Below are 25,563 nucleotides of genomic sequence, written 5' to 3'. Positions count from 1 at the left end.
GGAAAGCTATTTATGCAAAAAACCCAGCAACCCGTGGCGCTGATCACCGGCAGCGCCAAACGGCTTGGCCGGAAAATGATTGAAACCCTGCACGCTGATAATTACCGGGTAATAATACACTGCAACCGTTCACGCTCAGAGGCAGATGCTCTGGCACGACACCTAAACAACCACCGCCCTGACAGTGCCGCCGTACTGCAGGCAGACTTACTGGATGAAGCCTGCTGGCCTGAGCTGGCAAGGCAAGCTGTGGCATGCTTTAACCGGTTAGATGTGCTGGTAAACAACGCATCAAGTTTTTACCCTACCCCGGTAGAAGACGCAAATGCAGCGCAATGGCAGGATTTATTTGGCTCTAACGTTAAAGCACCGTATTTCTTAAGCCAGGCACTGGCGCCCGAGCTGGCGCGTAATAATGGTGCTATTGTTAATATGGTCGACATTCATGCCAACAAGCCTTTAGCCGGCCACAGTATTTACTGTATGGCAAAAGCTGCACTGTTAATGATGACAAAGTCACTGGCGCTTGAGCTCGCACCGGCGATAAGGGTAAACGGTATAGCGCCTGGTGCTATTTTATGGCCTGGGGAACAATCTATCGTGCTAAAAGAGCAAGATAAAGCAGCGATACTGGCGCAAATTCCGTTGCAGCAACTGGGCACTGCAGCCGATATCGCCCAAACGCTGTTATTTCTGCTCAAAGCGCCTTATATCACCGGGCATATTATTACGGTTGACGGCGGACGCAGTTTAAGTGGGGCCAGTAAAGCCTGACCCTGAACAAACAAACCGCCCGGAGGAAGTTGCTATGAGCGTACTGCAAAAAACTATCAGGTGCCCGTTTTGCGGCCACCCTATGCATTTAAGCGTTGAGGTTACTGACGAAGATCAGGAATACACCGAAGATTGCAGCAACTGCTGCAACCCTATCCATGTGCGGGTACATAAAGACGAGCTGCACCATTCAGTGCAGCTGTTTGTTGATGCAGACGATGAACAGTATTATTAAGACGGGGCTGTATTATTAAGCCAACGTAGCGGTAAAACGCTCGGCCATAATACGCTCTACTGTTTGTACTATGGTTTGCGTTTGCTGGTCCAGCTCGATATTCAGCATATCGCCCGGCTGCTTTTGCCCTAAGGTAGTAATGCTGAGTGTTTCGGGGATCAGATACAAACTAAAGCCATCAGCATAGGTTTCGCCCACCGTTAAACTGCAGCCCTCCACCGCGATAAAACCTTTGCTGAGAATATAACGCATATATTCCGGTGCCAGCGTCAGGCGCATCGCACAGTTATTGGCGCTTTTATCCACTGCCGTTATAGTTGCCGTGGTTTGAATATGGCCGGAAACAATATGGCCGCCCAGTTCACTGCCAAAGCTTAACGAGCGTTCAAAGTTAACCGCATCGCCCGCGCTTAGCTTACCAAGGTTGGTTTTGCTCAAGGTTTCTGCAATCACATCAAAACAAACCCAACCGGCGTTGCTATCAAAATCAGTTACCGTTAAACAAACGCCGTTGATAGCAATACTGGCGCCACGGCTTAAATTTTGCAGGTGTGCAGCGCCCGGCTTCAGGGTTAACTGACGAAATGCCGCTTTGTCGGCAACGGCTGTTAACTCAGCCTTAGTTTGAACTATTCCGGTAAACATAAGCCCTCATTTGTGCTACATTGCGCGCCATTACACGCTGCTGATACAACAAGCTTACTATGTTACCTTTTTCCCGCTTCGAAGCCAGAACCATACTAAAACTTTCCGGCCCCATAGTGCTGGCACAGCTGACACAAACGTTGATGTATTTTGTCGATACCGTCATGGCGGGCCGCTACAGCGCGGTTGATATGGCAGCAATAGCAGTGGCATCCGGTTTATGGTTTCCGGTGGTAATGACAATGCAGGGCCTGTTGCTTGCACTAACGCCAATAGTGGCGCAGTACTACGGCAGCAAACAAACCAAACCGGTTACTCACTTCACCGTGCAGGCAATGTATCTGGCCATGGCGCTGGCCGCTGCCATGTTTGTATTGATGCTGTATGTGAATGTACCGATTGACCTGCTAAATATGGATGAAACGCTGCGGCAAAAATCGCTCGACTACTTATATTACGTTAGCTTTGGTTTATTTCCGGCCGCGGGTTACATGGTTGTGCGTAGTATGTTTGAAGGTATTGGCAATACCAAAGCCAGCATGTGGATCAGCTTTGTCGGTATTCTGGTGAATATTCCGGCCAACTATGTGTTTATTTACGGCAAGCTTGGCATGCCAGCGCTGGGCGGCGCTGGCTGTGGTATAGCCACTGCGCTGGTGTTTTTTGCTATGTTTATCGCCATTTTAATTTACGGCTGGTTTAGCCGCACCACAAGGCGGTACAGGCTTCACCCCGAAAGTTATCGCATTAATATCAAAGATATCTGGCAAATTGTCTGCATCGGCACGCCTATCGCCTTTTCCATCTTCTTTGAAGTCACCTTGTTTGCCTGTATCCCGCTGGCAATAGTACACCTTGGCCCTATTATGGTTGCCGGGCATCAAATTGCACAAAACTACAGTGGTATAGTGTTTATGCTGCCGCTGTCGTTAGGTATGGCCACCACTATCCGTGTTGGCCATCTGGTAGGCCAGCAAAGCATTATGGAGCTGAAAAAAGCCGTGTCGACTGCCATCATACTGGCGGTGTTAATGTCGTTGGTTATTGCCAGCCTAACCTTTATCCTAAAAAATAGTATTGCGGCACTGTATTCACCCGATCCTACCGTCATTGCGCTGGCAGCTTCGTTGTTAATTCTGGCCTGTTTTTATCAGGTGTCAGACGCCATCCAGGTGGTATCAGCTTGCGCGCTGCGCGGTATGAAAGTGACCAAACCGGTATTTTTTATTACCTTTATTGCTTACTGGCCAATCGGTTTTGGTCTGGGTGCCGTATTGGGGTTAACAAACTGGCTGGTACCAGCTATGGGCGCCCATGGTTTCTGGATTGGTATTATCGTTGGTTTAAGTGTGGCCGCCATATTGTTGGCTATTATCTTAAAACGCACACTGCTTAAGTTAGAACAGCAAGCAAGTTAGACTATGAGACCGTTTAAACGATGAAGTTATGGCTGCTGCTACCACTGCTACTGATTAACCTTATTGCCTGCACAGACAATAACGGTGCGAAAGCGCTGCAAAACTACCAGCAACGTCTGGAAAGAGTGCTGGATTTATCACAGAAAGATACCGCACTACCCGATGCTGCGGCCCTTGCCGCACAACGCGATTTAAAACAACCACTGCCAGATTTACGGCTTGATCTTACCGATGCCTACGCTACACGACGCTGCAGCCTTGACATCTTAATTGGTGAGCGTAATAGCAGCCTGGGCAAAGTATACAGCGCCAGCAAACAGCTAAGTTATGAGCTACGTTTTTTAAGTCAGTTGCAACGCTGCCTGGAGCAAAGCTGGGACGATACAACACTGCTAAACCAATTGCAGCAGGTGTATCAGCAAAAACAACTCAGCATTGATATTGCTTTTAATAATATGCTGCTAACCGATGATACGCTGCGCAAAGAACTGCTGGGTAAACGCGAAGCCCTGCCGCTAAAAGCAGCGCCCGGTTTTAGCGAAACCTGGCAAGCATTAACCGAACTTAACCAGTTGCAGCAGTTTATCGCCGAGCAAAACTGGCAGGCTGCCAGTCAGATTGATATTGAACAACAACTGCAGCTGTTGTATCACTATAACTTTATCGGCAGGCTGCAATACAGCTTACGTATTGCCAGCCATCAGTTGGCGCAGCTTAACCAGCTTAGCAAAGCCAAAGTACCGTCAGCGCTGTGTCCGCAGCAACGTGACAGCGAGCAGTTGCAAATTCTGGCCAATGTGTTCAGCAAGTATTTTGTCAGTGAAGTACAGCTGTACACCAGCGAGTTAAGCCGCTATCAACAGCAGTTGTGGCCTTTATTACAACAGCTGTATCAACACACTGAGCTTAATACCCCGCTCACATTGCGTTTTGAACAAACGTATCTGGATATGCGCACAGAACTAAGCAGCCATGTAAAGTGGTGGCAAGCTCTTAACAGCCAATGTCCGGTTAAACTTACCGCCCAGCAGTAAGCTGCCAATACGGCGAAAAATACACCAAACACACAGTGTTATTAGAAAAACACTTGCCATTGCCCCACTGGCGCAATAACATAGCCGCCGTTGTCTGCCAAGCTAAGCTTTGGCTTGCAACTTAAAGTGTGCGTCCTTAGCTCAGCTGGTTAGAGCACCACCTTGACATGGTGGGGGTCGGTGGTTCGAGTCCACTAGGACGCACCAACAAATTCAAACAAAAACGCCCCTCTTTGAGGGGCATTTTTGTTATTCATTATACAACCTGCGCCAAAGCCCAGCGTAACAGGCGGGTATACAGCCATTGCCGCGGCCCGTGTGGTTCTGCCAGCCCCATGCGGGCTAACGCTTCAGGCGCATCAGGGCCACCGCGCAGCAGCGCGCCAAGCGCTTGTAATCTGGCATGTTTCAATCGTCGCAGGCGCTGCAAAGCCGCCACCAGCTGTTGTTCCAGCTCAGTAAAATCACTGCCAAAAGGGTAAAGGGATAAGTTGCCCGTTAAGCGCAGCGCATCTAAACGTGCCTCAAGGCTTGCCGGAGAATTTGCCGCAACCGCAGCGGGAATAGTCCACTTCGCATCCAGTTTGCCGGCTGCCACTGCCTGACGTCTTAGTTTTTGCTGAAAACGGCTATCACTGATACAAATCAGCGCTTTTATGCATTCCTCATCCGTCGCGCCACGTAAATCGGCAATACCGTATTCGGTAACCACAATATCCCGCAGATGACGCGGAATAGTGCAATGCGGATATTCCCAGACAATACCCGAAGTTAACTTGCCACCACTTTGGCGGGTACTACGCAGCATCAGGATCGAGCGACCATCCCGCATGGCATGCGCCATGGCAACAAAGTTGTATTGCCCCCCTACACCGGAAACCAGCTGATGGTCTTTCAGACCATCAGACGTTGCCGCGCCGGTTAAACTCACCATCATACAGGTATTGATAAAACGGGCTTTTTGCCGCTGTAATTTCTCCAGTGTTGGGTTGCCACCATATAACTGGTTGATCCGGCCAACAGAGCTCATCCTGAAACGGGGCCATTCTGCTTCAGTCAACTGACGTAACCAGCGGTAAAAATCGTCCGAGCCGAGAAAAAATGCCGCGTCTAACAAAGCGCCACTGCCTTCAATACCGGCGTGTTCAGCAATACGCCCGGCATTGGCCAGGTTCTGCAAACGCTCATCGTCGAATACTTCCCGCTTGAGGATCCCGGCCTGATACAAATGCATAAAACCATCGAGAAACATTTCACTGGCACCATACAGCCCGCTCTCAAAGCTGTCATGGCCGCCAATCGCATCAATCAGCGCCTGGCCTGGCAACGCCCGGTTAAAGTAGCCGCGATAGGCGTCGTTATTTTGCTGGCGCTGGATCAAGCTGTACACCAGAGCATCACTAAGTGAGCCAATACCGATTTGCAGCGTACCACCGTCGGCTACCAGCGCACTGGCGTTCATTCCGACACAGTAATCCTGGGTAGTTACCGGGCTGCGAGGCAGCGCAAACAGCGGTTGCTCAGGGTTACCGTCAATGATTTGGTGAAAAAAATCCTCGCCCACCAGCGCATCGCCGGCCATAAACGGCAAGTCCGGGTGCACCTGTGCCAGTATCAGGCACTTTCTGTCAGGACGATGACGCAGTTCTTCTACCAGATCCAGCGTAACATCCGGGTTACTGCTCAAACTGTACTGCCAGCCTGATTCGCCTGCCCGCCGCGCGACCAGCTGTAAAATGAGATTAACCCCGCGGTCGGCCAGATCCCGCGCCACATGGGTGTAGTTACTTGACACATAGTGGCGCTGAGCATCGGCATTACCCAGCATGCTGCCCGACTGAAAATAAAATTCGGTAACGGTAATATTGGCAGGTAACTGCTGTGATGCCAGCGCATCGGCATAGGCCAGCCGTGGATAGTCTTCACCAAAATGACGCTTGACAAAGGGCTGCAGAAAACGCTGTTCCAGTTCACTGCCGGGTTTAGGCGGATTAAGTGACAGCGCAGTGAAAATATCCAGCCGGATACTGCTGTCCTCGCAGGCCCTGTGGTAAAACGCATTGATCAAACGGTTAGGTTTGCCCAGGCCCAGCGGTAGGCCCAGCACCACATGCTTACCAATTTGCGCTAAAACCTGATCAACGATATCGGCATAATCACTATTGCTCATTGCTTTAACTCCATCTTCGTATTCTGTACCACAGCATTCCTGCACAGTTGCAGCAATCAACCTTTCGCCGTATTAATCAGATAAAAATCTTTTGTTATATAACGTACTAACCCACTCAACAAACACCTTTACCCTTGGGGATAGCTGGTTATTTTGTGGATACAGTACATATACAGGTAAAGCCGGGCTTGGTACATCACTTAAGATTTGTACCAGGTAGCCGGACTCCAGATAGTGTCTAAGCCGGAACCCCGGTACCTGAATAATGCCACAACCCGCTAAAGCCGCCGCTGTGTATGATTCGGCGTCGTTGACCGATAACCAACCTTTTGTCGGGAAGTTTTGTTCTTCCCCATCGATCAGAAAGCTAAAAGGGTAACTGATATTATGATCGCTGGAGAAAAAGCCCACCGCCTGATGTTGGCTTAGTTGTTCTGGCTTTGTCGGCACGCCATGTTGCTGCAAATAAGCCGGGCTGGCGCAGACAATTTGTGGCAAAACCGCCAGCTTTTTACCCACTAAAGTTGAGTCTTTTGGCATGCCAATCCTCACGACCAGATCAATACCTTCACGCACTAAATCCACCAGTCTGTCACCTGTGCTGATGCTGATATCCAACTGCGGATACATAGCTCTGAATTGAGGCAACTGCGGAATAATAATCTGCGAAGCATGCACCCCATGTAAACCTAACCGTAACAAGCCCGCAGGGTTAGCTGCAACAGTGCTCAGGCTGGCTTCGGCATCGTCCAGTTCAGACAGAATACGCAGGCAACGCTGATAAAATGCCTGACCATCGAGTGTCGGGTTTACCTGTCGGGTGGTGCGTTCCAGCAGGCGACAGTTCAGCCGCTGTTCCAGTTGCTGCATGGCGTAGGTTGCGGTAGCACGTGGGATCTGTAATACACCTGCGGCCTGAGTAAAACTGCCCAATTCCACAATTTTACAGTACAGCTTTAAGCTGTCGAACCTATCCATTAGCCTGCCTTTCACGCTTATTGTTCGCCCTCATTGAATTATGTTACCAATTTTTGTGCATTTATCCAGTTATTCTGCCGTTCTACAGTACGAGCTACAGACAACACCGGAAAGTGCTGAACAACGAGAATCGCGATTAATCCTTCAATCAAAGCGTTAAGGAGAGAAAATAATGAAAGCCCTTCAAACCAACCAAGCAACCGATGCTAACCATAAGCCGAACTTCTTTGAACGACTGGCCTTTCCATCGTTGGGTATTTTTTACATGAAATCGGAGCCTGCTTTATATGCATTACTGCGGCTGTTCTTTGGCATCGTTATGTTCACGCACGGCCTGCCTAAGGCATTAGGAACGTCCCATGGCTCTATGGCCGACCCTATGGCGGGCTCCATCAATCTTATCCAAAATGTGATGGGGCTACCTTTTGCTCCGCAGTTGGCATTTATGGCCATGTTACTCGAAACCGTCGGTGCACTCATGCTTGCTGTAGGCCTGTGGTCACGCCTGGTTGCGTTGGCTATTACTGTGCAAATGATTGGAATTTGTTATGCACTTGGCCCTACCTGGCCCTGGATAGATCGCGGTATTGAGTTTCCGGCTCTGATGGGTTTTCTTGCGCTTTATATCGCAGTGCGCGGTAGTGGCTCTTTTTCTATTGATCGCAAACTCAAGTTTTCAGTTTAACCAGCTAAATATAGAGGACATAGTCATGAGCAGAAAAAACACGGTAAGAACTTTTATGTTAGCAAGCGTAGCCGCGCTGGTGTTAACCGCTTGTGGCAACCCCGACGCCGCTAATCAGGCCGCGGCACCGGCTGCACCACAGGTGAGTGTGGCGCAAGTGGTACACGAGCGCATTACCGAGTGGGATGAATTTACCGGCCGCCTGCAAGCACCACAAACCGTGAATTTGATGCCACGCGTGTCAGGTTATATTGAACAGGTGCACTTTAACGAAGGCGCCCTGGTGCAAAAAGACGATTTGCTGGTGCAAATTGACCCACGGCTTTTTGCTGCGGAAGTGGCCCGGCTTAATGCTGAGCTGCAAAGTGCACAAAGCGCCGCCGCACTGGCGGATAACGAATATAACCGGGCAGAAAAACTTAGCAGCCAACGGGCGATTTCAGCCGAATTGTTAAAGTAAATATCAACGCAACAGTGTGACCTTCTACTTCGAAAACTCCTGAATAGAGCAGGCATCGCAGTGCGTATAAATGACAGTGACTCATAAAGTTAGATGGAGAGTGCAAAATGAAAACATCAGGTAATACAATTCTTATCACAGGCGGCGGCTCCGGCATTGGCCGAGAGCTTGCCCTTAGCTTCAATGCTCTTGGCAATACAGTGATTGTTGCAGGACGACATATGGAGACACTGCAAGAGACGATTGCTGGCCAGCGCAACATGCATGCGATGACCATTGATATCGATGATCCTAAGGCTATTGCAGCTTTTGCTAAGCGTGTTATCACAGAGCATCCCAGCCTCAACTTGTTGATCAATAATGCTGGCATCATGCGCCGTGAAGACTTGTCTGAAACCCGCGACTTACATGACTGCGAACAGACAATTTTGACCAATCTACTCGGGCCGATCCGGTTGACAAACGCACTGACCGACCACCTGATAAACCAACCTTATGCTACGATTGTAAACGTATCGTCTGGTTTGGCTTTCGTCCCACTGAGCGGAACACCCACTTACAACGCAACCAAAGCGGCGATTCACTCGTATACGGTATCCTTGCGCGAACAACTTAAAGGCAGGGTCGAGCTCATAGAGCTGATTCCCCCTGCTGTGCAGACTGAACTCACCCCAGGCCAGTCAACCCATGAAGACTACATGCCTCTCAATGACTTTATTCAAGAGGTGATGGCCCAGTTTCTTTTAGTACCAACTCCAAAGGAAATACTGGTTAAGCGTGTGGATTTCCTGCGCTGGGCAGAGCGTGACGGACATTTCGAGCAAGCAGTAAAAATACTCAGCACATATTAAGCCGGCTTGTTATCATTGACACACAAGCCTCACTACAACTGATTTCATCCTTAATAATTGCTCGGTGGAAACTCCACCGGGCCCTGCAGTGCACACAGATTACCCGGTTCCAGAGTATTAAACCTCCCTGTTATTCGTGCACACTGTAAATCTACCTGGTTTTTGCCTGAGGACCATGTTCAGGCAATGTTGATGCTCTACTCTCTTCTGGCTGCAATAATGCAGCAATCGAACTAACAAGGAGAAAAAATGAGAGATACGACTTTCAGAGTTCTTGCACGCCCGGTTATTCTAGTAGCAGTTTTAGCGATTCTGACCAGCCTCACGGCATGTCAGACGACTCAAGAACGCGAGCGCGCTGCCCGCAGCAATGATAGTCAGACCTGTATCGAGTTTGGAGCAGAACGCGGTACCAGCGAATATACTACATGCATGCTTCAGCAACAGGAACGCCGTGACACTGCTGCTCTAAGAGCTGCAGAAGTTCAAAGAGCAAATGCAGCAACGACAAGTGATAACCTTGAGACCGTGCGTCGTCTGGGCTGTGAGCGTGAAGCTGAAAAAGAAAGAAAGCGGGGTGAGAAGCCGAGAGACTGCCGCTGACTTGAGATCTGGAGTTGTGCTCATCAGCATAGCCGCTAGTAATGTAGTTTTTCGAGGAGGCAATGAAGATACTTCTGATAGAAGATGAACTGGATTTTGTGGACAGCTTACGCCGTGCGCTTGAACGGGAACGCTTCGTCGTTGACCATGTCACGACACTTAAACTTGCCCGAGAGGCTACACTGTCGGGTATGTACGAGATTGTGCTCTTGGATCGCACCCTTCCAGACGGCGATGGGCTCTCACTAGTTTCAGAACTGCGAAGCTGCAATCCCGCTTTGCCGATAATTGTACTGAGTGCTCGGGGCGAGATCCCCGAGCGCATCGAAGGCCTTGATGAAGGTGCCGATGACTATTTGGTAAAGCCGTTCGCTCTAGATGAGCTGCTAGCGCGTATAAGAGCTGTACGCCGCCGCCCTGCCGTATCGGGTGTTACAGAAATCCGTGCCGGGGCGCTCATATTCGACGTGGCAAACGATGAAGCAGTCGTAGGCGGTGTCAGATTGGAACTGACTCGCCGCGAACTGCGTGTTCTTTCAGCGCTAATGAAGCGTCGCGGGCGCACGCTGCTACGCGAAACTCTAGAACAAGCTGTTTATGGGTTTGACGATGAGGTGCAATCAAACACTCTTGATTCGCACGTATCACGCTTGCGCCGCAAACTAATCGAAACCGGAGCGGGCATTGAGATTCATGCGATCCGTGGCGTTGGCTATTTGCTAAGAGCAGAGAAGTGAAAAGCAAAGTATTTTCGCTAAAACGAACCCTCATTGTGTTACCGCTGTTATTTCAACTGGTTACGCTTCTTGTCTGTTTCATTGTCTTTATGGCTTTCGCTCTGCGCATGGACAGTGGTGGAAGTTACACCGATGAGTCAATCACGCCAGTGATTGCCCATGCAATAATTCGCAATAGCGACGGCAGTTTTGCGGTTCGTCTGACACCAGAACTGGCTAAATTGCGCGCTGAAACACCAGCGCTTTGGTTCGCAGCGGAGAATGATGCTGGCCAGCGCGTTGAATTTGGTGATGTTCCGCCACAATATGCATCACTCACTGGCAGGTTGAGTGAGCTTTCCTATGCGCAGTTACGAGATCGATCCCCGCCATACAGGCTGTCAGCCGTGATAAGGCGGGAAGAGTCTCCTGTTGGTCAGTTGACGATTCTGGGACATGGCCGGCTCAGTGAGGTCAGCCTCACCGTGCTTTTTGCATCCAGTGCATTCGTCATACCTATTTTCGTGCTATTCACGCTGATTTCACTAATTATCACACCTTGGATTGTAAGACGATCGCTGGCGGGCGTGCACCGTATTGCACAGGAAGCCGAACAGATCGACGCTACCCGGCGTGGCCTGCGACTGAGTGAAAAACAGCTACCAAGGGAGATAACCCCGCTGGTTCGTGCGGTGAACGACGCATTGCAGCGGCTGGACGAAGGCTATGAACGCCAGCGCCGTTTTATCGCTTCTGCGGCGCACGAACTACGAACACCAATTGCAATCCTACGTGTCAAAGTAGATGCGGCAGACGATGCGGCTTGCCGAAGGCTTGCTCATGACGTGGACCGGCTTGCTAATCTCGCAGAGCAATTGCTGGATCTGCAGCGTCTTGACACCGGTCGTTTAGACGAGGTTATTGAGCTCGCCGGACTCGCGCGATTTGTCGCGGGCAATCTGGCTCCATTGCTGATCGCATCGGATCGCACAATTGAGGTGATAGCCGATACGCACTGTTCAATCAAGGGTGATACTGGCGCAATTGAGCGAGTGATTACGAACCTGGTGCAAAACGCAATTGAGCATGGTGGACACCACGTAGTTATTCGCATAATTGGACATGGTTTCGAGGTGGAAGATAACGGTCCCGGTATTCCGATAGAAGAACGCGAACGGGTGTTTGAAGCTTTCCATCGCCTAAGGCCGAGATCAACCGGTACAGGACTTGGTCTTAACCTTGTGCAGCAGGTAGTAGAGCGGCATGGCGGAAATGTTTCGATCCTTGCCGCCCCCGAAGGCGGCACCCTTGTCCGTGTTGAGTTTCCCGCTCCATCAGGCTGCGATCCCCAACCTTAAAATCCTAAACAACAATTCCTGATTTAGCCATTCCAACGCCATCGATGGGCCTGGCTGGGCTATCAACAATCACACAATTAAAGCCTTATCAGTTTTAACTTTTTTACTAATTACATTTCTGTATTGATCACCACAAAATAAGATTAAAAAGTCTATGAAAATGATTACCATATGCTTTTTATTATCCGCGATGGAAAGATCGTCGAAGTTAAGGAATATACTGACCTGATGCACGCTGCCGAAGTGTTCTGTTAACACTTCAGCAAGCAAACTATTACTATTGACGGCGACGAAAGATCATGCCGCCATGATGTAAAGTGTTTTCGTCGACAAACACGCCATCAGCGGTAAATCCGGTGTCATCCCAGTAATCAATCTGGTTGCCTTTAACTTCATAGCGTCCCTGATAAGCACTCTCCCGGGTGCCACGTGCTTCGTCATAACGGCCATTAGGAAGAAGCTGATGGCGGATGCGTCCATCACTGGTTATCCACATTCCCACATAGGGGTGCTGTTGATTGTTCACTTGTGTGTCTCCTTGTTTATCAAGCGGAATACGATTAATAACGTCGTCATATTGGGTTAAATCAAGAAAGGCGATAACTTCAGTTGCGCGCAGATCCTGCATGCGGAAAATCCAGACAAAACTGTTGTTATAAGGCACCCCGTCAGCAGCAACACCAGCTCCATCCCAGTAAACAACAACATCATTACCATCAGCCCAGATGTCGTTCACTGTTGGCTTAACAAACGAAGAAAGACGTGCTGCAAATGGTGCTACTGCCTGCTTAATAAATACATCGCGGCCCCGGTAAGTACCCGCTGCCGGGCCCGTTCCCTTGATAGTCCAAATTACGTCGGGTGACAGCACATCCTGAAAAAATGTCCCACCATCTTCAGCCCAATGCTGGAATGCTTGTGCAATAAATTGTTTATTGCGTTCGGTTATAGCAGCGTCAGGCTTAGCTATTGCAAAATCACTGGTTATCAAGGCTAAAACCAGCGCCACTGTGGTCATAAAGGGTCTTGGCATTGTCATATCGGTTCTCCTGTTGTTGAGTTTTGCTGCTGTTTCTCAATATGTTTTGTGCAAAACATAATTTGGCTCAGGAAGAACCGATAGCGATAGCATAAAAGTCTGGAGTTATTGCATGATTATCCGGGCTGACGATGGGAAGTAACTGAATACCAGTTTTTTTGAAGCACCAGGTTGGCTTGCTGAGGGGCGCGTTCTTATTTCACTGACTACTGCATTCCATAAAATGGACTAAACAAGAGATATCCCGTCGCGTTTTTCTATCAAAAAGTCGAGTAATGCCCTTATTTTAGATGGCATATATTCCCGTGACGGTGTGTACAAGTAGAAGCCGGCGTGTCGATAAGTCCAGTCACATAAGACTTTAACAAGACTGCCGTCAACCAAATACTTTTGGATGGCGATGTCGAGGTGCTGGCTTAGCCCTATCCCCTGAAGGGTTGCTTGCGTCATACTTTGGGCGTTGTTAGTGGTAATGCTACCTGATACCGATTGGGTAAAATACCGCCCTTTTTTGCCTGGTTCATTAAAATCCCATTCACGAATAGCGCCACTGCCCGGAAATCGGTAGTTAATACAATTGTGTTGATTTAGCTCTGCTGGAGTTTTCGGTATACCGTGTTGTTCGAAGTAGGCTGCCGAGCCCACAACTACCATAGAGACCTCAGGGCTGACAGGAACCGCAACGACATGCTCAGCAAGACTTTGCCCCAACCGGATACCAATGTCGTAACCGTCAGCAATAATGTTTGACAGGCCATCATCGATAGTAAGTTCAAGTTTGATTTTCGGGTAACACTTACAGAAATCGGCAAGGTGCGGTTCTATCAAAGCTTTTGCGGCCAGCCTCGATGTGTTGATACGTATCAGACCAGATGGTTCTCCAGCTATATCCCCGAGGTTTTGCACAACTTGCTCAATTGTATCCAGAGTGGGATGCAAAGTGTCAAACAACTTCTGCCCCGCCTCAGTCAGCGACATATCGCGGGTGGTACGATAAAGTAGCTTTACCCCCAGTTGATGCTCTAACGCCTTAAGATTTTGCGACAACGCAGCCCGTGATACGCCCATTTCTTCTGCAGCACGTGTGAAACTTCGATGGCGGGCAATGTGGGCAAACCATGCCAGCGATGGCAGCAAAGATGGATTCATAAGCTAATTGTAAACCTGTACTTACTACTAATGTCATTATTGTAGTCTTCTTTTTAAATAACTCAATCCGTATCATCAGCCTTAATTGGTATCTAATCTCCCCCTTCAAAGGCGGTTTATCATGATATTTACACCACCAACAGTCACCCGTTTGCAGAAGATATTCCAATTTTTGCTGTTATCAGGCGGCTTAGCTCTGCTGCTATGCGCCCAGTCTTATTCCGGCGAGGCAGCTCAAACCGGCCAGAACCATACTGACAGCTTCCGTTCGGACAATGGCCAGGTAATCGTCAGCCAGGTAATGCAAATGAGTGTGGTGATCAACACGCCTGCCGGGGTAATTTACACCGACCCTACCCGCGGCAAACGCCAATATTCAGAGCATCCCTCACCGGACCTTATTCTGATCTCTCATGAGCATCACGAGCATTTCGATGTCGCAACTCTGGAGCAAATTGCGGGGCCAGATACACGGATTGTCGTGCCACCTTATGTAATGCAGCGCCTTCCTGCCAAACTGGCCACTAAAGCCGTCTCGTTGGCATATGGCGAAACATCTGAATTTGGCACAATCAAGGTTGAAGCTATGGCCTTAAAGGGCAATCCGCCCGCTGGCACCCTTTTGGCCGAGGTAACGGCTACGTAGTTACAGTTGATGGCCTGCGCATGTACATTGCCGGCTCTACCGATGCCACGCCAGAGATGCTGCAACTACAACATATCAATATCGCCTTTTTGCCTTTATACCCACCCTATGCCATGGGCGTAGATGATGCGATACAAGCTGTCTCCGCCATCAAGCCACAGTTCACTTATATCTATCAGTACAACAGTATTCACACGCGGGAGGCTTTTGTCCGCAAGTTAAACAACACCGCTACAACAACCAAAGTGATTGCCCGTGATATCAAACAATAGCATTACAACCTGTGCAGCCGAACGCAGCTAACCCTGTTCCGGCTCAACCGTCATTAATACAAATCTGTTAAGGAGATATACCATGCGCATGCGTAAATTGGGTAATAGTGGGCTATTCGTCTCTGAGTTGTGCTTTGGTGCAATGACGTTCGGCGGTACCGATGGCATATGGGGCCAGGTAGGAAAGCTTGGTCAGAATGAAGCTGACGCTCTTGTCCAAACGGCACTTAATGCAGGTATCAACTTTTTTGATACGGCAAACGTCTATGCTGATGGCCGCAGCGAGACGATGCTTGGTAAATCTCTGCAAAATCTCAGTGTGCCGCGGGATGAAGTTGTTATTGCCACCAAAGTCGCTGCGGCTATGGGCAAAGGCCCCAATATGCAAGGCACCTCACGCCGTCATATTTTAAGTGAATGCAGGGCCAGCTTACGCCGCCTTAATCTGGACTATATCGATCTCTATCAGCTCCATGCTTTTGACCCTGCAACACCAATAGAAGAAACACTCGAAGCTTTGGACACGCTCGTTCGCGCAGGTGATGTTCGCTACATTGGGTTTTCTAATTGGGCAGCCTGGCAAATGATGAAAGCACTTGGTATCAGCAAAGCCAGAGGGCTTGCGCCAATTATTTCGTTACAGGCCTACTACACTCTGGTTGGCCGTGATGTGGAGCGTGAAATCGTGCCAATGCTGAAGTCTGAGCAAGTTGGGATGATGGTTTGGAGCCCTCTGGCTGGAGGCTACCTGACAGGCAAGTATTCAAACGGAGGCGATGGCCGGTTAAAGGAGCTTAACTTTCCCCCCATCAACCGCCAGCGTGGCGAACCATTACTCAAGATTTTGCAAGCCATCGCAGACAAATATGCCGCTACCCCAGGCCAGATTGCCATTGCCTGGCTTCTGCATCAGCCGGTTGTTACAACAGTTATCCTTGGGGCAAAAAACGTTGGGCAACTGAACGAGAATATACAGGCGACTTTGATCAAGCTGGACGAGGTGGATCTCTTTAAATTAAATACGGTCAGCAAGCTACCTGGTGAATACCCCGGCTGGTTACTTAATGGCTCTGCTGTTCGGCAAGCCTAAAAACAATTCCCTGCACAATAAAGCCAGCCTCTGAAGCCGCTAAACTAAGCCGCCCCGTTTCCAAAGGCGGCGATTGTTTATAGTGGATGTAACACAATCAGGCTAGGTTATTTAGCAACTTGCGCCCGATACTTGTTGTTGCTGCAGGCGACCACGCCTGAACACCAACACCATAATGAGTCCAAAAATAGCCGTGCCTGCACCAGCCAAAGGCACTGAGCTTAAGCTAAAGCCGGTATTGATCATCGCAGCGCCAAGCATTGCACCTAGGGCATTACCAAGATTAAACGCGCCTATATTCATGGCAGAGGCTAAACTTGGCGCCTCTTTCGCCTCTTGTACTACTAAAGACTGCAGTGGCGGCACCAGCGCAAAACTGGCGATGCCCCATAAAAAGATTAACGGCGCAACAATCATCTTCGATGACAAAGTTACAGCAAAAACCACCAATAACACGGCTACTGCGATTAAAGAAAACACCAGGGTTAAATCCAGCGAGCGATCGGCAAAACGGCCGCCAAGATAATTACCAAGCGACAACCCCACACCATATAAAACCAGCATCGCAGTGACGAAAAAAGTCGAAGCCTGAGTTTCATCCTGTAAAATTGGCACTATATACGTAAACACGGTGAACATGGCACTTGAACTGACAACGGTTAATAACAGCGCAACCAACACCGGCCCTTTAGTGAGTACCCGCAGTTCATCCCGCACATTGGCCTTGCGCTCATTAACAAGAGGCGGTAATGACATTCGCAATGCAATCATAGTAATTACACCAATCACTGCCATGGCAAAAAAAGCTGGCCGCCAGCCAATCACTTCACCAATATAAGCCGCCAACGGCACGCCGCCTATTGTTGCAATTGTCAGCCCGGAAAACATTGCAGCAACCGCGCCAGCCCTTTTTTCTGGGGGGACTATACTCATGGCGACAATAGCACCCACACCAAAAAAAGCGCCGTGATTAAACGAGGTAATAATACGCCCCAACAATAACACGTTGTAACTGTCGGCCATTGCCGATACCAGATTACCTAATGTGAAAATTGCCATCGACAACAGCAGCAAGTTCCGCCGGGCCATATTGGCAAACACTAAGGTCATCAAGGGCGCGCCAACCAGCACACCAAAAGCATAGGCGCTGATTAACATGCCGGCGGTAGGAATAGAAACGGCTAAATCATTGGCAATAACAGGTAACATTCCCATTGGGGAAAATTCCGTCACACCAATGCCAAAAGCGCCGAGGGCAAGAGCAAGCAAAGGAATATTGATTTTCATATAAACTCTCGTTAATTTGTGATGCATGAGAATATAACCGATGGCAAACTGCTGAAAAAGTAGCGCCGGAGATATTCAGCTTTGCCTTGGAGGCACAAATGAACCACGGAAAAACCGATAAAACTGCTGAAATGGAAACCTTTTTATGCGTGGCCTGCACCGGCAGTTTAAGTGCAGCTGCCCGTGAGCTGGAGCTTACCCCTTCCGCAGTAAGCCGGATTATGACCCGGCTTGAAAGGCGCCTGGGTGTCAGATTGATTGTCCGCAGCACCCGCAGCCTGCGTTTAACCAGCGAAGGTGAGTCTTATGCGCTTGCCGCCAGACGAATTTTGAAAGATTTAGACGATACAGAAACCGCTATCGCCAACCGCGGCAGCCCAAGTGGCAATATCAAGGTCAGTACTGCAACAGCACACAGCCGCCTGACAATAGTGCCGTTGATAAAAGAATTTCTGCAGCGCTATCCTGACATCACTATTGAAATAGATGTGTCGGATCAAATCCGCGATGTCAGTGCAGGCCATGTTGATGTTGCTATCCGCTTTGGTCCTCTGGCAGATAACGGCCTGCATGCCCGGCGCCTTGGCGAAACCGGCAGGGTTGTGGTGGCGTCACCTGAATATCTGGCAAGCGCAGGCATACCGCAAATACCGGCCGATTTAGCCCAGCATAATTGCTTAGATTTTAGCTTCCGCCGCTTAGAGCCGGGTTGGCCGTTTCGTGAAAATGGCCGGGATTTTATGTTAGCCGTAACCGGCAATGTTATTGCAAACAATGGCGAAACCCTGGTGGAGCTTGCACTACAAGGTATCGGTATTACCAGGGTTGGCAGTTTCCATGTACAACAGGCTCTGGCAAGCGGCCAACTGGTAACTTTATTGGAAGAATATAATCCGCAAGACCGTGAAGCCATACATGCGGTTTTTATTGGTGGTAAAAATATTCCGGCAAGAATACGGGTATTTGTCGATTATCTGGTAGAAAAAATGCAGACCAACAGCAAAAGTGTTAGTTAACATAGTTAAACCCACGATTGCACCTCAAACACTCCATGTACTGCTATAGCCTCCCGGCAAAAACAAGGCTACACCGGCAATGGCTGCAGCGACAATTTATGCCTCTATTGTAAACCTGCACTTACCACTAATGTCTGCATTGTAGTCTTCTTTTCAATCAAATTAATCTGCATTATCTGCCCTGTGCCATAGGGCTGACAATGCAGTATCTCATTCTGAGATGCACAGCAGGCATATGGTCCCACTTTTACTTAACCATTATTCTGGAGAATAAGAATGTCTACCAAGCAATTACGTGTAGGAATTATCGGAGCTGATACACAGGCAAGCTGGGCGGGTGCATCTCATATTCCTGCCATTCAGGCTAACCCTTCCCTGGTTCTGGCGGCAGTGGCAACCCGCCATGAACAAAGCGCTAAAGCGGCGGCAGAGGCATTTGGCGCTGAACGCTGGTACGCAGACCCTTACGCACTTATTCAAGACGACAGTATTGATATTGTTACTATTGCCGTTAAGGTGCCAGCACACCTGAACTTAGTGCTTGCAGCATTGAAAGCCAACAAAGCAGTGTACTGCGAAGCTCCACTCGGTTCGACTCTGGGCGAAACTGAAGAGATGGCAGCTGCCGCGGGGGCACTGCATACTGCAATCGGCTTGCAAGGACGAATGAACCCTTCCGTAAGACGTGCTGCTGAGATTATTGCCGCAGGCAAGATTGGCAGACTGATGTCGGCCAATGTGAGAGCAACAACATTTGGCTACGGCCCGCAATCCTCCAGTGTTTATGATTATTTTAATAAAGCCGCATCTGGCGCCAGCTTTCTGACTATTACCACTGCTCATGTGCTTAACGTTGTCGAAGCAGTACTTGGCAATATCACTGAGGTGGATGCGCGAACCGAGCTGCTTTGGCCAGAGATCCAACTGGTCGACACCGGTGAAACCTCTGTCCGTGAAACACCGGATCACGTCGATCTTGTTGCTAAAACTACTTTGGGTGCGTCCGTGTCTGCACAAGTGCTGGCTGGTGTATCGGCAGACGATGCGCATTTTATACTGGAAGTTCGCGGTTCTGACGGCTGGTTAAAACTGACAGGAAACCATCTTGCCGGGGTACAGGTAGGTGACCTAGTGCTATCTGCCAGTACTGAATTTGTTCAACCTGAGCCTCCTGTTGCATCAGGTAGTGTTGGCCCTACAGCAGCAGATTTCTGGACCGGAGCGCCCATCAATGTCAGTGAAGTATACGCCAGCCTGGCGCGCGATATCGCAACTGGCACTTTTAATACTCCCGGTTTTGCCCACGCGGTTCACAACAGCCGTCTGATCGCCGCAGTAGAACGAGCAGCACAAACTGGTGAGCGACAGCGGTTACCAACCCGCTAACGTTGGCTGATACTGGCTTAACCGGGCCAAACCTATACCTATGTATATCAATTGCAGATAGCTGGAAGCGAGCTTAGAGGATAAGCTAAGTAAAACGCAGTAAATGGAGACAGTGTATGCGATGGGGACAAACAGTAGTTGGTTTAGTAGTGCTCGTAGCAACGGCCTGGGGTTGCCTGGCATTGTGGTTTCAGCTACCCCACCAGTTTAGCGCTCCGGGATTGGCTGTACTGGCAGCCTGGGGCCTGCTGGGTGCGATTTCTGCTTTCACGCTTTTTTGGCGTTATCAAGCACGCTACCGCCGCAGTTTACTTGGCGCTTATATGCTGTCGGCCGCGCTGTTACTGGTTTGGTGGTACAACATTTCCCCTTCGCACCAGCGGGATTGGGCCGATGATGTTGCTAATCTGCTGCAAGCCGAAATACAGGGCGATCAGGTTACGCTGCACAATGTGCGTAATTTCGAATGGCGTACTGAAACTGATTACACACCTAACTGGGAAACCCGCAGTTACGACTTAAACCAGCTGGTTTCTGCCGATTTGGTTCTCTCCTACTGGATGGGGCCGCACATTGCGCATACGCTGGTTTCATTCGGTTTTGCCGATGATCAGCAACTTGTATTTTCGCTGGAGATACGTAAAGAACGCCATGAGTCGTTTTCGGCCATCGGCGGCTTTTTTCGCCAATTTGAGCAAGTGCTCATCGCCGCAGATGAGCGGGACCTTATCCGCACCCGCAGCAATGCCCGCGGTGAGGACGTCTATCTGTATCGCCTTGCCATCCCACCGGAGCAACTGCGCACGCTGTTTCTGGGCTATTTACAGGCCGCTGAGGCACTGCGTACCAAACCTGATTTCTACAATAGCTTAACCAGCAACTGCACAACGATAGTATTTGATTTAGCCCGCCACATAGCGCCGGGGCTCCCTCTGGACTACCGTCTGGTGTTGTCAGGCCACTTTGCCGAGTATGCTTACGACTTGGGCGCACTGGTGCCGGAGCATAGCTATACGCAATTACAGCAACTGGGTTATATCAATGCCCGCGCTCAAAGCAGCGATACCAATGATAAACACGACTTTTCCCGACTTATCCGCTTGGGCGTACCAGGGGCGTCTGATAAAAACACCCTATGAGTTCAGATGGAAGTTTTGCTTGAAAAAATGCAGTACGTTCAACCACGTTAACCGGCTTTGTCGCCTGACAAGCTGAGTTTTAGCTGCCTGCTGTAGGTTCTGCTGACTTTCAGCGATTTACTGTTGATTAAAATAAGGTTGTACTCTGAATTGATTAACGGTTCGAGCCTGGCTATATGTTGCAGGTTAACAATGGTGGATTTGTGAATACGCAAAAAGCCATCGGGCAACACATCGTTAATCAGGCTTTTTAATCTGGCCCGCATCACAAAGGTATCATCCCGGGTGTGCACACACATATAGTCGCCGGCAGCATCTATCCATAAAATATCGGTATAGGGGATCAATTGCGCCGGGTGGTGCCCGTCCTGAATCACCAACTTTTCCTGCTCAATCCGATATCCACCGCTGGGCTCAGTCTGCCGGGCGGTGTCGCCATTTAGTAAAATGTCGCGTACTTCCAGCATATGCTGTTTGTTGGCCGGGCTATCCAGCCTGGATGACACCCGGGCAATGGCTTCCGCCAGACGCTCTTTTTTTACCGGCTTGAGTAAATAATCAAGCGCCCGCACTTCAAATGCCTTAACGGCATATTGATGAAACGCAGTAACAAAAATAATCGCCGGGCACGATTCCGGCTGTAGCTGTTTAATCAGCTCAAAGCCTGACTTACCGGGCATTTCTATATCAAGGAAAATTAAATCCGGCGCAGTTGCACTGATTAATGTCATGGCTTCGTCAACACTGCACGCATGTCCAACGATGCTGATCTGCAAAAATGCCGCCAGCCTTATTGCCAGCCCTTCGATAGCACTGTATTCGTCATCTACCAGTAAGGTTTTCAGCTGCTTCATTCAGTGTTCTCTGAGGCTTCCAGCGGGATTGAAATGTTGATCCAGGCACCACCTTTTTCATCATTGCCCAGCTTAAAACCACTCGATCCGGGGTATATCAGTTGTAGTCTTTCCTGGCAATTTTTCATGCCAATGCCACGCGAGGCCGGCTCTGCCAGATTAAAACCAGTACCGCTATCACTAACACAAATATGTAACCGGCTGTCATCACAGCTAAAATTAACGGCAATAGCAATATTATTCTTGTTGCCAATACCATGTTTCAACGCATTTTCAACCAGCGGCTGCAGTAATAACGATGGCATCAGCGCAGAATTGCAGCCTTTGTCTGCACTGATCTGTACATTAAGTTCACTTTGAAAGCGGCACTGTTCAATATCAATATAGGTTTGCAACAGCGTTATTTCTTCCTGTACCGTGATTTTTTCCAGCGGATCGGTGTATAAGCTGTAACGCAGGAAATCACAGAGTTTTTCCAGCATAGTTACCGCATTGGCGTTGTGCTGCTTCAGGATCAGGGTGCAGATAGCATTAATACTGTTAAACATAAAATGCGGGTTCAGCTGATAACGCAACATTTTAAGCTGTGACTCTTTTGCCAAATGCAGCGCTTCTGCGGCTTTATGCTTTTGCTCGGCATTATCCAGATAGATTTTTATACCATAGTAACCGGCAGTCCAGGTTGCCAGCATGGTTAACGACGCCGAGGTCCAGGTACCAAAGTCGAACCAGGTCATCCGTTGCCACCAACTGCCATAAAACCACTGCAAGCTATGCCATTTAAACTGAGTCCACAGCAGTGACGCCGCCAGTAAACAGATAATATGCAAGCAAATGCTTACCCCGGCCGGCTCCAGCCTGAACCAGGCATATAACCTCCTTAACAGCAGAGTAATAAAAAAACCGCAGCAGGTATCCAGCAAAAGATGAGGCAGATGAATGCTCCACGGCTCCTGGCCGGGCATTTTAATCATCAGCTCGGTAAGCAACGCATAGGCTATCCAACCACAATATTGGCATAACCAGAACAGCTGTGTTTTTGATTCGAGCTTTATCACATCACTTTCAACTTCACTATCATTTCAGTATCACTTTACTACCTTAGCCTTAGCGCTAAATATCGTGCCGGGCATATTGCCTACCCGACACCATATCACCGTGATTACTGCGCGCAGTCAAGTAGCGCTGTTGTTTGCGCCACACTGTTAACCAGCGCAATATCTGCCAGCGCCAGGCTAAACTGCTGTGTTGTGCTTAGCCGCATGGCATCCTCTGCTACTTGCGGTGCCTTAGCACCGTCGCAGTGCAACGGCAGGGCGATAGTATGCCATTGACCGCGCTTAAGGCCAGTTAAAAGCGGCAGCAGCGATTCTGAGCGCAGGCATGAGGACTGCTGACACATCAGCTCAATGCTGACATCTGCCACCGGTGTTTGATCAAGGCGGATACTCATTTGCAAAAATTTACTGTCGCCAAGCGCGGCTAATGGCTGCGGCGCGGTGTATCTCAGGCTAGCTGTGGCGCTGGAGCTTGCATTGCCACCCTCAGTTTGCCAGACAAACTTACGGCCATCTTCCTGATAAGCTAAATTAACGGACTGCATCGATAAACTTTTACCATCGCCACTCACTGCAGCAGACGCATTAACCGTTTTTTGCCCTGTTGTACTGTCTGATAATGCCCAGCTCAGGCCGTCGGCCAGATTTCTGACAAACAGCGGCTGCTGTTTGTCACTGTTTTGTTTTGGTACAGCGCGGGTAGCTTCTGAAAGTTGCGCCAGCCTGGTGTTGTCGACATAGGTAAGGCCGTAGCCATAAGCAAACAACGGCTGGTACTGCGCATCTTTCACATTAAGCAGGTACTGGTCATCATACTTCGGCCAGGAAAAGCTAAGCTTACCGCTAAAGTCGTACTGTATATTGCCCTTGCTATCGCTAAGCAGCACATCAGCAATACCCTGCCCTTCCGAGCCGGGTAACCAGGCTGCCACAAAGGCATCAGAAGCATTAAGCTCTTTATTTACCCACAGCGGCCGGCCGCTTAAAAACACCGTTACCACCGGAATATTCTGCTGCTTTAATTTTTGCAGCAGCGCTAAATCGCGCTTATTGCCATGCTGATATTCCAGTAGCTGAATATCGCCAAACCACTCTGCATAGGGCTCCTCGCCAATAACCACTATAGCAACATCAGGCTTGCTGCTGTATTGGCCATCTATACTCAGCTCTACCGTACCGCCGGCGGCTTCAATTTGCTGGCGTAAACCGGCGTAAACTGACGTGGCATTAGGGAAATCAGCATTGGTATTATCTGTGCCCTGCCAGGACACGCTCCAGCCACCGGCCTGTTTGGCAATATTGTCGGCGCCGTCACCGGCAATCAGTACCCGGCTGTTGGGCGAAACAGGCAGAATGTTATTATTGTTTTTCAGCAGTACCAGTGATTTTCTTACCGCTTCTCTGGCCAACTCACGGTGTTCAGCCGCATTAAACCACTCTGGCTTTAACGATTCCGGCCGGGTTGAGGGTTTACCACGCTTAAATACGCCCCAACGTATTTTGGCGCGCAAAAACCGCCTTACCGCATCATCCAGCCTTGTTGTTGTAATAACACCGTCTTTTACCTGCTGCACCGTGTTGTGGTAAAAGGCTTCAAAGTGCTCCGGCACCATCATCACATCCACACCGGCATTAAAGGCCGCGGCGCATTGCTCTAAATCGCAGCCATCAACAAATTTATGCGCGTTCCAGTCACTGATGACAAAACCATCAAAGCCCATTTGTTGTTTCAGTACTTCTGTCAGCAGGTAATGATCGCCATGCACCCGCTTGCCGTTCCAACTGTTAAAGGATGCCATCACTGACTGCACGCCGCTACTTATAGCGGTGTAATAACCAGCCGCATGAATATCACGCAGGCTTTGCTCATCTGTTAGGGTATCGCCACGGTCAAGGCCGTTTTCGGTGCCGCCATCGCCGATAAAATGCTTGGCAGTGGCAATACGGTGGTAAAAGCTTAAAAAATCAGCGCCAATATCCCCTTGCACCCCGGTTACCATCTGCCCGGCATAGGCTGCCACAACTTCAGGATCTTCAGCGTAACTTTCATAGGTGCGGCCCCAGCGATCGTCTCTTACCACCGCAACGGTGGGGGCAAACATCCACTCGATACCGGTTGCGGCCACTTCTTTGGCAGTAGCCCGGCCAATGCGGTGAATTAAATCAGCATCTCTGGCGGCTCCCAGGCCAATATTGTGCGGAAACAGCGTGGCGCCAAACACATTGCTGTGGCCATGCATAGCATCGGTGCCCCAGATAGTTGGAATGCTGCTGCCATCTTCGCTACTGTCGACCGAGGCGGCATACATTTCATCGGCATACTTTAGCCAGGTTTTGGCATCGGCCTGCTTCTGGCCATAAGGTGCAGTGTTGCCACCATTAAGATAAGAGCCAAAGCCGTACTTGCGCATTTGGGCAACACTCAGATAGCCAATTTCCGGCTGGACAATTTGCGCCACCTTCTGCTCTATGCTCATTGTTGCCAGCAAAGCATCCAGCTGTTGCTCTGTCGCCGCATCGGTTTTTAACGCCGTGTCGGCCTTTGGCCAGTTAACTTTGGTGGTATCAGCGGCCAGGCCGCTAAGCGGAAACAGCAGTGAGCCTAATAAAAAGGTGTTGCAAAGCGCTGCATCTGATAGTGAAAACATAACGGGTTCCTTCGTCTGCACAGACCACGCAATAAAATTGCCACGGCAGACA

At 49.5% G+C, this 25,563-nt stretch carries 25 protein-coding genes and 1 tRNA gene; 17 read left to right on the top strand and 9 right to left on the bottom strand.

Annotation, left to right across the window (positions count from 1 at the left end; all coding sequences use genetic code 11):
• Positions 1-12 precede the first annotated feature (12 nt).
• Entirely contained in the window at positions 13-774 is a 762-nt protein-coding gene (locus tag AR688_RS14180; RefSeq protein WP_068235185.1) for a pteridine reductase, read from the top strand.
• Positions 775-808: 34 nt separating this feature from the next.
• Positions 809-1,009 carry a CPXCG motif-containing cysteine-rich protein gene (locus tag AR688_RS14175; protein ID WP_068235182.1) on the top strand — a complete coding sequence of 67 codons (201 nt, stop codon included), beginning with the start codon at positions 809-811 and terminating at the stop codon, positions 1,007-1,009.
• A 15-nt stretch (positions 1,010-1,024) separates the two neighbouring features.
• Here the strand turns inward: AR688_RS14175 and AR688_RS14170 are convergent, their stop codons facing one another.
• Complete coding sequence (locus AR688_RS14170) at positions 1,025-1,654, bottom strand: riboflavin synthase (RefSeq protein WP_068235167.1); 630 nt, start codon at positions 1,652-1,654, stop codon at positions 1,025-1,027.
• Between the two features lie 59 nt (positions 1,655-1,713).
• Here AR688_RS14170 and AR688_RS14165 point away from each other — a divergent pair, with 59 nt between their 5' ends.
• From AR688_RS14165 to AR688_RS14155, 3 genes are all read left to right on the top strand, one after another.
• Positions 1,714-3,072 (top strand): MATE family efflux transporter, encoded by a 1,359-nt coding sequence (locus AR688_RS14165; protein ID WP_068235166.1) that lies wholly within the window; start codon positions 1,714-1,716, stop codon positions 3,070-3,072.
• 20 nt (positions 3,073-3,092) lie between these two features.
• Positions 3,093-4,106 (top strand): DUF3080 family protein, encoded by a 1,014-nt coding sequence (locus tag AR688_RS14160; RefSeq protein WP_068235165.1) that lies wholly within the window; start codon positions 3,093-3,095, stop codon positions 4,104-4,106.
• 130 nt (positions 4,107-4,236) lie between these two features.
• Positions 4,237-4,313: transfer RNA gene (locus tag AR688_RS14155), tRNA-Val, on the top strand.
• A 49-nt stretch (positions 4,314-4,362) separates the two neighbouring features.
• Here AR688_RS14155 and AR688_RS14150 read toward each other — a convergent pair.
• Positions 4,363-6,276, bottom strand: a complete 1,914-nt coding sequence (locus tag AR688_RS14150) for an acetyl-CoA hydrolase/transferase C-terminal domain-containing protein (RefSeq protein WP_068235164.1) — start codon at positions 6,274-6,276, stop codon at positions 4,363-4,365.
• A gap of 72 nt (positions 6,277-6,348) precedes the next feature.
• The gene (locus tag AR688_RS14145) at positions 6,349-7,254 is read right to left on the bottom strand and encodes a LysR family transcriptional regulator (protein ID WP_068235163.1); all 906 of its coding nucleotides are present in this window, start codon (positions 7,252-7,254) and stop codon (positions 6,349-6,351) included.
• A 172-nt stretch (positions 7,255-7,426) separates the two neighbouring features.
• Between AR688_RS14145 and AR688_RS14140 the strand changes: the two genes are divergently transcribed.
• The 6 genes from AR688_RS14140 (at position 7,427) to AR688_RS14115 (ending at position 11,927) form a co-directional block, all read left to right on the top strand.
• Positions 7,427-7,939: a DoxX family protein gene (locus AR688_RS14140; RefSeq protein WP_197412231.1), complete on the top strand. Its 513-nt coding sequence runs from the start codon at positions 7,427-7,429 to the stop codon at positions 7,937-7,939.
• A gap of 25 nt (positions 7,940-7,964) precedes the next feature.
• The gene (locus tag AR688_RS14135; protein ID WP_068235161.1) at positions 7,965-8,399 is read left to right on the top strand and encodes an efflux RND transporter periplasmic adaptor subunit; all 435 of its coding nucleotides are present in this window, start codon (positions 7,965-7,967) and stop codon (positions 8,397-8,399) included.
• Between the two features lie 107 nt (positions 8,400-8,506).
• A complete protein-coding gene (locus AR688_RS14130; RefSeq protein ID WP_068235159.1) occupies positions 8,507-9,250 on the top strand; it encodes an SDR family oxidoreductase in 744 nt (247 codons plus the stop codon).
• A 249-nt stretch (positions 9,251-9,499) separates the two neighbouring features.
• Entirely contained in the window at positions 9,500-9,853 is a 354-nt protein-coding gene (locus AR688_RS14125) for a hypothetical protein (protein ID WP_068235158.1), read from the top strand.
• Between the two features lie 62 nt (positions 9,854-9,915).
• Positions 9,916-10,590 (top strand): response regulator, encoded by a 675-nt coding sequence (locus tag AR688_RS14120; RefSeq protein WP_068235153.1) that lies wholly within the window; start codon positions 9,916-9,918, stop codon positions 10,588-10,590.
• Entirely contained in the window at positions 10,587-11,927 is a 1,341-nt protein-coding gene (locus AR688_RS14115) for a sensor histidine kinase (RefSeq protein ID WP_068235152.1), read from the top strand. The genes AR688_RS14120 and AR688_RS14115 overlap by 4 nt, the downstream gene beginning before the upstream one ends.
• A 277-nt stretch (positions 11,928-12,204) precedes the next feature.
• Here the strand turns inward: AR688_RS14115 and AR688_RS20005 are convergent, their stop codons facing one another.
• Positions 12,205-12,966: an Atu4866 domain-containing protein gene (locus AR688_RS20005; RefSeq protein WP_156420306.1), complete on the bottom strand. Its 762-nt coding sequence runs from the start codon at positions 12,964-12,966 to the stop codon at positions 12,205-12,207.
• Between the two features lie 228 nt (positions 12,967-13,194).
• On the bottom strand, positions 13,195-14,115 hold the full coding sequence (locus AR688_RS14095; protein ID WP_068235148.1) for a LysR family transcriptional regulator: 921 nt from the start codon (positions 14,113-14,115) through the stop codon (positions 13,195-13,197).
• A 121-nt stretch (positions 14,116-14,236) separates the two neighbouring features.
• On the opposite strand from AR688_RS14095, the gene AR688_RS20670 reads away from it, so the two are divergent.
• The 3 genes from AR688_RS20670 (at position 14,237) to AR688_RS14080 (ending at position 16,123) form a co-directional block, all read left to right on the top strand.
• A complete protein-coding gene (locus AR688_RS20670) occupies positions 14,237-14,761 on the top strand; it encodes an MBL fold metallo-hydrolase (protein ID WP_068235146.1) in 525 nt (174 codons plus the stop codon).
• Between the two features lie 20 nt (positions 14,762-14,781).
• Complete coding sequence (locus AR688_RS20665; RefSeq protein ID WP_068235143.1) at positions 14,782-15,033, top strand: hypothetical protein; 252 nt, start codon at positions 14,782-14,784, stop codon at positions 15,031-15,033.
• Positions 15,034-15,115: 82 nt separating this feature from the next.
• A complete protein-coding gene (locus AR688_RS14080) occupies positions 15,116-16,123 on the top strand; it encodes an aldo/keto reductase (protein ID WP_068235140.1) in 1,008 nt (335 codons plus the stop codon).
• Between the two features lie 111 nt (positions 16,124-16,234).
• Here the strand turns inward: AR688_RS14080 and AR688_RS14075 are convergent, their stop codons facing one another.
• Positions 16,235-17,410 carry an MFS transporter gene (locus AR688_RS14075; RefSeq protein ID WP_068235137.1) on the bottom strand — a complete coding sequence of 392 codons (1,176 nt, stop codon included), beginning with the start codon at positions 17,408-17,410 and terminating at the stop codon, positions 16,235-16,237.
• Between the two features lie 98 nt (positions 17,411-17,508).
• Between AR688_RS14075 and AR688_RS14070 the strand changes: the two genes are divergently transcribed.
• The 3 genes from AR688_RS14070 to AR688_RS14060 all read left to right on the top strand — a co-directional run bounded on the left by AR688_RS14070 (position 17,509) and on the right by AR688_RS14060 (position 20,951).
• On the top strand, positions 17,509-18,426 hold the full coding sequence (locus AR688_RS14070) for a LysR family transcriptional regulator (protein WP_068235136.1): 918 nt from the start codon (positions 17,509-17,511) through the stop codon (positions 18,424-18,426).
• Between the two features lie 276 nt (positions 18,427-18,702).
• Positions 18,703-19,812, top strand: coding sequence for a Gfo/Idh/MocA family protein (locus AR688_RS14065; protein ID WP_068235133.1), 1,110 nt, complete (start codon positions 18,703-18,705; stop codon positions 19,810-19,812).
• Positions 19,813-19,928: 116 nt separating this feature from the next.
• Positions 19,929-20,951: an Lnb N-terminal periplasmic domain-containing protein gene (locus tag AR688_RS14060; protein WP_068235131.1), complete on the top strand. Its 1,023-nt coding sequence runs from the start codon at positions 19,929-19,931 to the stop codon at positions 20,949-20,951.
• A 47-nt stretch (positions 20,952-20,998) separates the two neighbouring features.
• Here AR688_RS14060 and AR688_RS14055 read toward each other — a convergent pair whose 3' ends face one another.
• From AR688_RS14055 to AR688_RS14045, 3 genes are all read right to left on the bottom strand, one after another.
• Positions 20,999-21,805: a LytR/AlgR family response regulator transcription factor gene (locus AR688_RS14055; protein ID WP_068235128.1), complete on the bottom strand. Its 807-nt coding sequence runs from the start codon at positions 21,803-21,805 to the stop codon at positions 20,999-21,001.
• The gene (locus AR688_RS14050; RefSeq protein WP_197412230.1) at positions 21,802-22,863 is read right to left on the bottom strand and encodes a sensor histidine kinase; all 1,062 of its coding nucleotides are present in this window, start codon (positions 22,861-22,863) and stop codon (positions 21,802-21,804) included. Before AR688_RS14050 ends, AR688_RS14055 begins: the two co-directional genes overlap by 4 nt.
• A gap of 104 nt (positions 22,864-22,967) precedes the next feature.
• The gene (locus tag AR688_RS14045; RefSeq protein ID WP_068235121.1) at positions 22,968-25,511 is read right to left on the bottom strand and encodes a glycoside hydrolase family 3 protein; all 2,544 of its coding nucleotides are present in this window, start codon (positions 25,509-25,511) and stop codon (positions 22,968-22,970) included.
• Positions 25,512-25,563 lie beyond the last annotated feature (52 nt).

This window comes from Rheinheimera sp. EpRS3 (genome assembly GCF_001513785.1).
Classification (GTDB): Bacteria; Pseudomonadota; Gammaproteobacteria; order Enterobacterales; family Alteromonadaceae; genus Alishewanella.
The sequence above is the reverse complement of the archived record's forward strand: the minus strand, read 5'-3'. Positions and strand labels throughout refer to the sequence as shown.

Coding starts and splice junctions, on each gene's coding strand:
- AR688_RS14180 (WP_068235185.1), top strand. CDS start 13: ATGCAAAAAACCCAGCAACCCGTGGCGCTGATCACCGGCAGCGCCAAA.
- AR688_RS14175 (WP_068235182.1), top strand. CDS start 809: ATGAGCGTACTGCAAAAAACTATCAGGTGCCCGTTTTGCGGCCACCCT.
- AR688_RS14170 (WP_068235167.1), bottom strand. CDS start 1,654: ATGTTTACCGGAATAGTTCAAACTAAGGCTGAGTTAACAGCCGTTGCC.
- AR688_RS14165 (WP_068235166.1), top strand. CDS start 1,714: ATGTTACCTTTTTCCCGCTTCGAAGCCAGAACCATACTAAAACTTTCC.
- AR688_RS14160 (WP_068235165.1), top strand. CDS start 3,093: ATGAAGTTATGGCTGCTGCTACCACTGCTACTGATTAACCTTATTGCC.
- AR688_RS14150 (WP_068235164.1), bottom strand. CDS start 6,276: ATGAGCAATAGTGATTATGCCGATATCGTTGATCAGGTTTTAGCGCAA.
- AR688_RS14145 (WP_068235163.1), bottom strand. CDS start 7,254: ATGGATAGGTTCGACAGCTTAAAGCTGTACTGTAAAATTGTGGAATTG.
- AR688_RS14140 (WP_197412231.1), top strand. CDS start 7,427: ATGAAAGCCCTTCAAACCAACCAAGCAACCGATGCTAACCATAAGCCG.
- AR688_RS14135 (WP_068235161.1), top strand. CDS start 7,965: ATGAGCAGAAAAAACACGGTAAGAACTTTTATGTTAGCAAGCGTAGCC.
- AR688_RS14130 (WP_068235159.1), top strand. CDS start 8,507: ATGAAAACATCAGGTAATACAATTCTTATCACAGGCGGCGGCTCCGGC.
- AR688_RS14125 (WP_068235158.1), top strand. CDS start 9,500: ATGAGAGATACGACTTTCAGAGTTCTTGCACGCCCGGTTATTCTAGTA.
- AR688_RS14120 (WP_068235153.1), top strand. CDS start 9,916: ATGAAGATACTTCTGATAGAAGATGAACTGGATTTTGTGGACAGCTTA.
- AR688_RS20005 (WP_156420306.1), bottom strand. CDS start 12,966: ATGACAATGCCAAGACCCTTTATGACCACAGTGGCGCTGGTTTTAGCC.
- AR688_RS14095 (WP_068235148.1), bottom strand. CDS start 14,115: ATGAATCCATCTTTGCTGCCATCGCTGGCATGGTTTGCCCACATTGCC.
- AR688_RS20670 (WP_068235146.1), top strand. CDS start 14,237: ATGATATTTACACCACCAACAGTCACCCGTTTGCAGAAGATATTCCAA.
- AR688_RS20665 (WP_068235143.1), top strand. CDS start 14,782: ATGTACATTGCCGGCTCTACCGATGCCACGCCAGAGATGCTGCAACTA.
- AR688_RS14080 (WP_068235140.1), top strand. CDS start 15,116: ATGCGCATGCGTAAATTGGGTAATAGTGGGCTATTCGTCTCTGAGTTG.
- AR688_RS14075 (WP_068235137.1), bottom strand. CDS start 17,410: ATGAAAATCAATATTCCTTTGCTTGCTCTTGCCCTCGGCGCTTTTGGC.
- AR688_RS14070 (WP_068235136.1), top strand. CDS start 17,509: ATGAACCACGGAAAAACCGATAAAACTGCTGAAATGGAAACCTTTTTA.
- AR688_RS14065 (WP_068235133.1), top strand. CDS start 18,703: ATGTCTACCAAGCAATTACGTGTAGGAATTATCGGAGCTGATACACAG.
- AR688_RS14060 (WP_068235131.1), top strand. CDS start 19,929: ATGCGATGGGGACAAACAGTAGTTGGTTTAGTAGTGCTCGTAGCAACG.
- AR688_RS14055 (WP_068235128.1), bottom strand. CDS start 21,805: ATGAAGCAGCTGAAAACCTTACTGGTAGATGACGAATACAGTGCTATC.
- AR688_RS14045 (WP_068235121.1), bottom strand. CDS start 25,511: ATGTTTTCACTATCAGATGCAGCGCTTTGCAACACCTTTTTATTAGGC.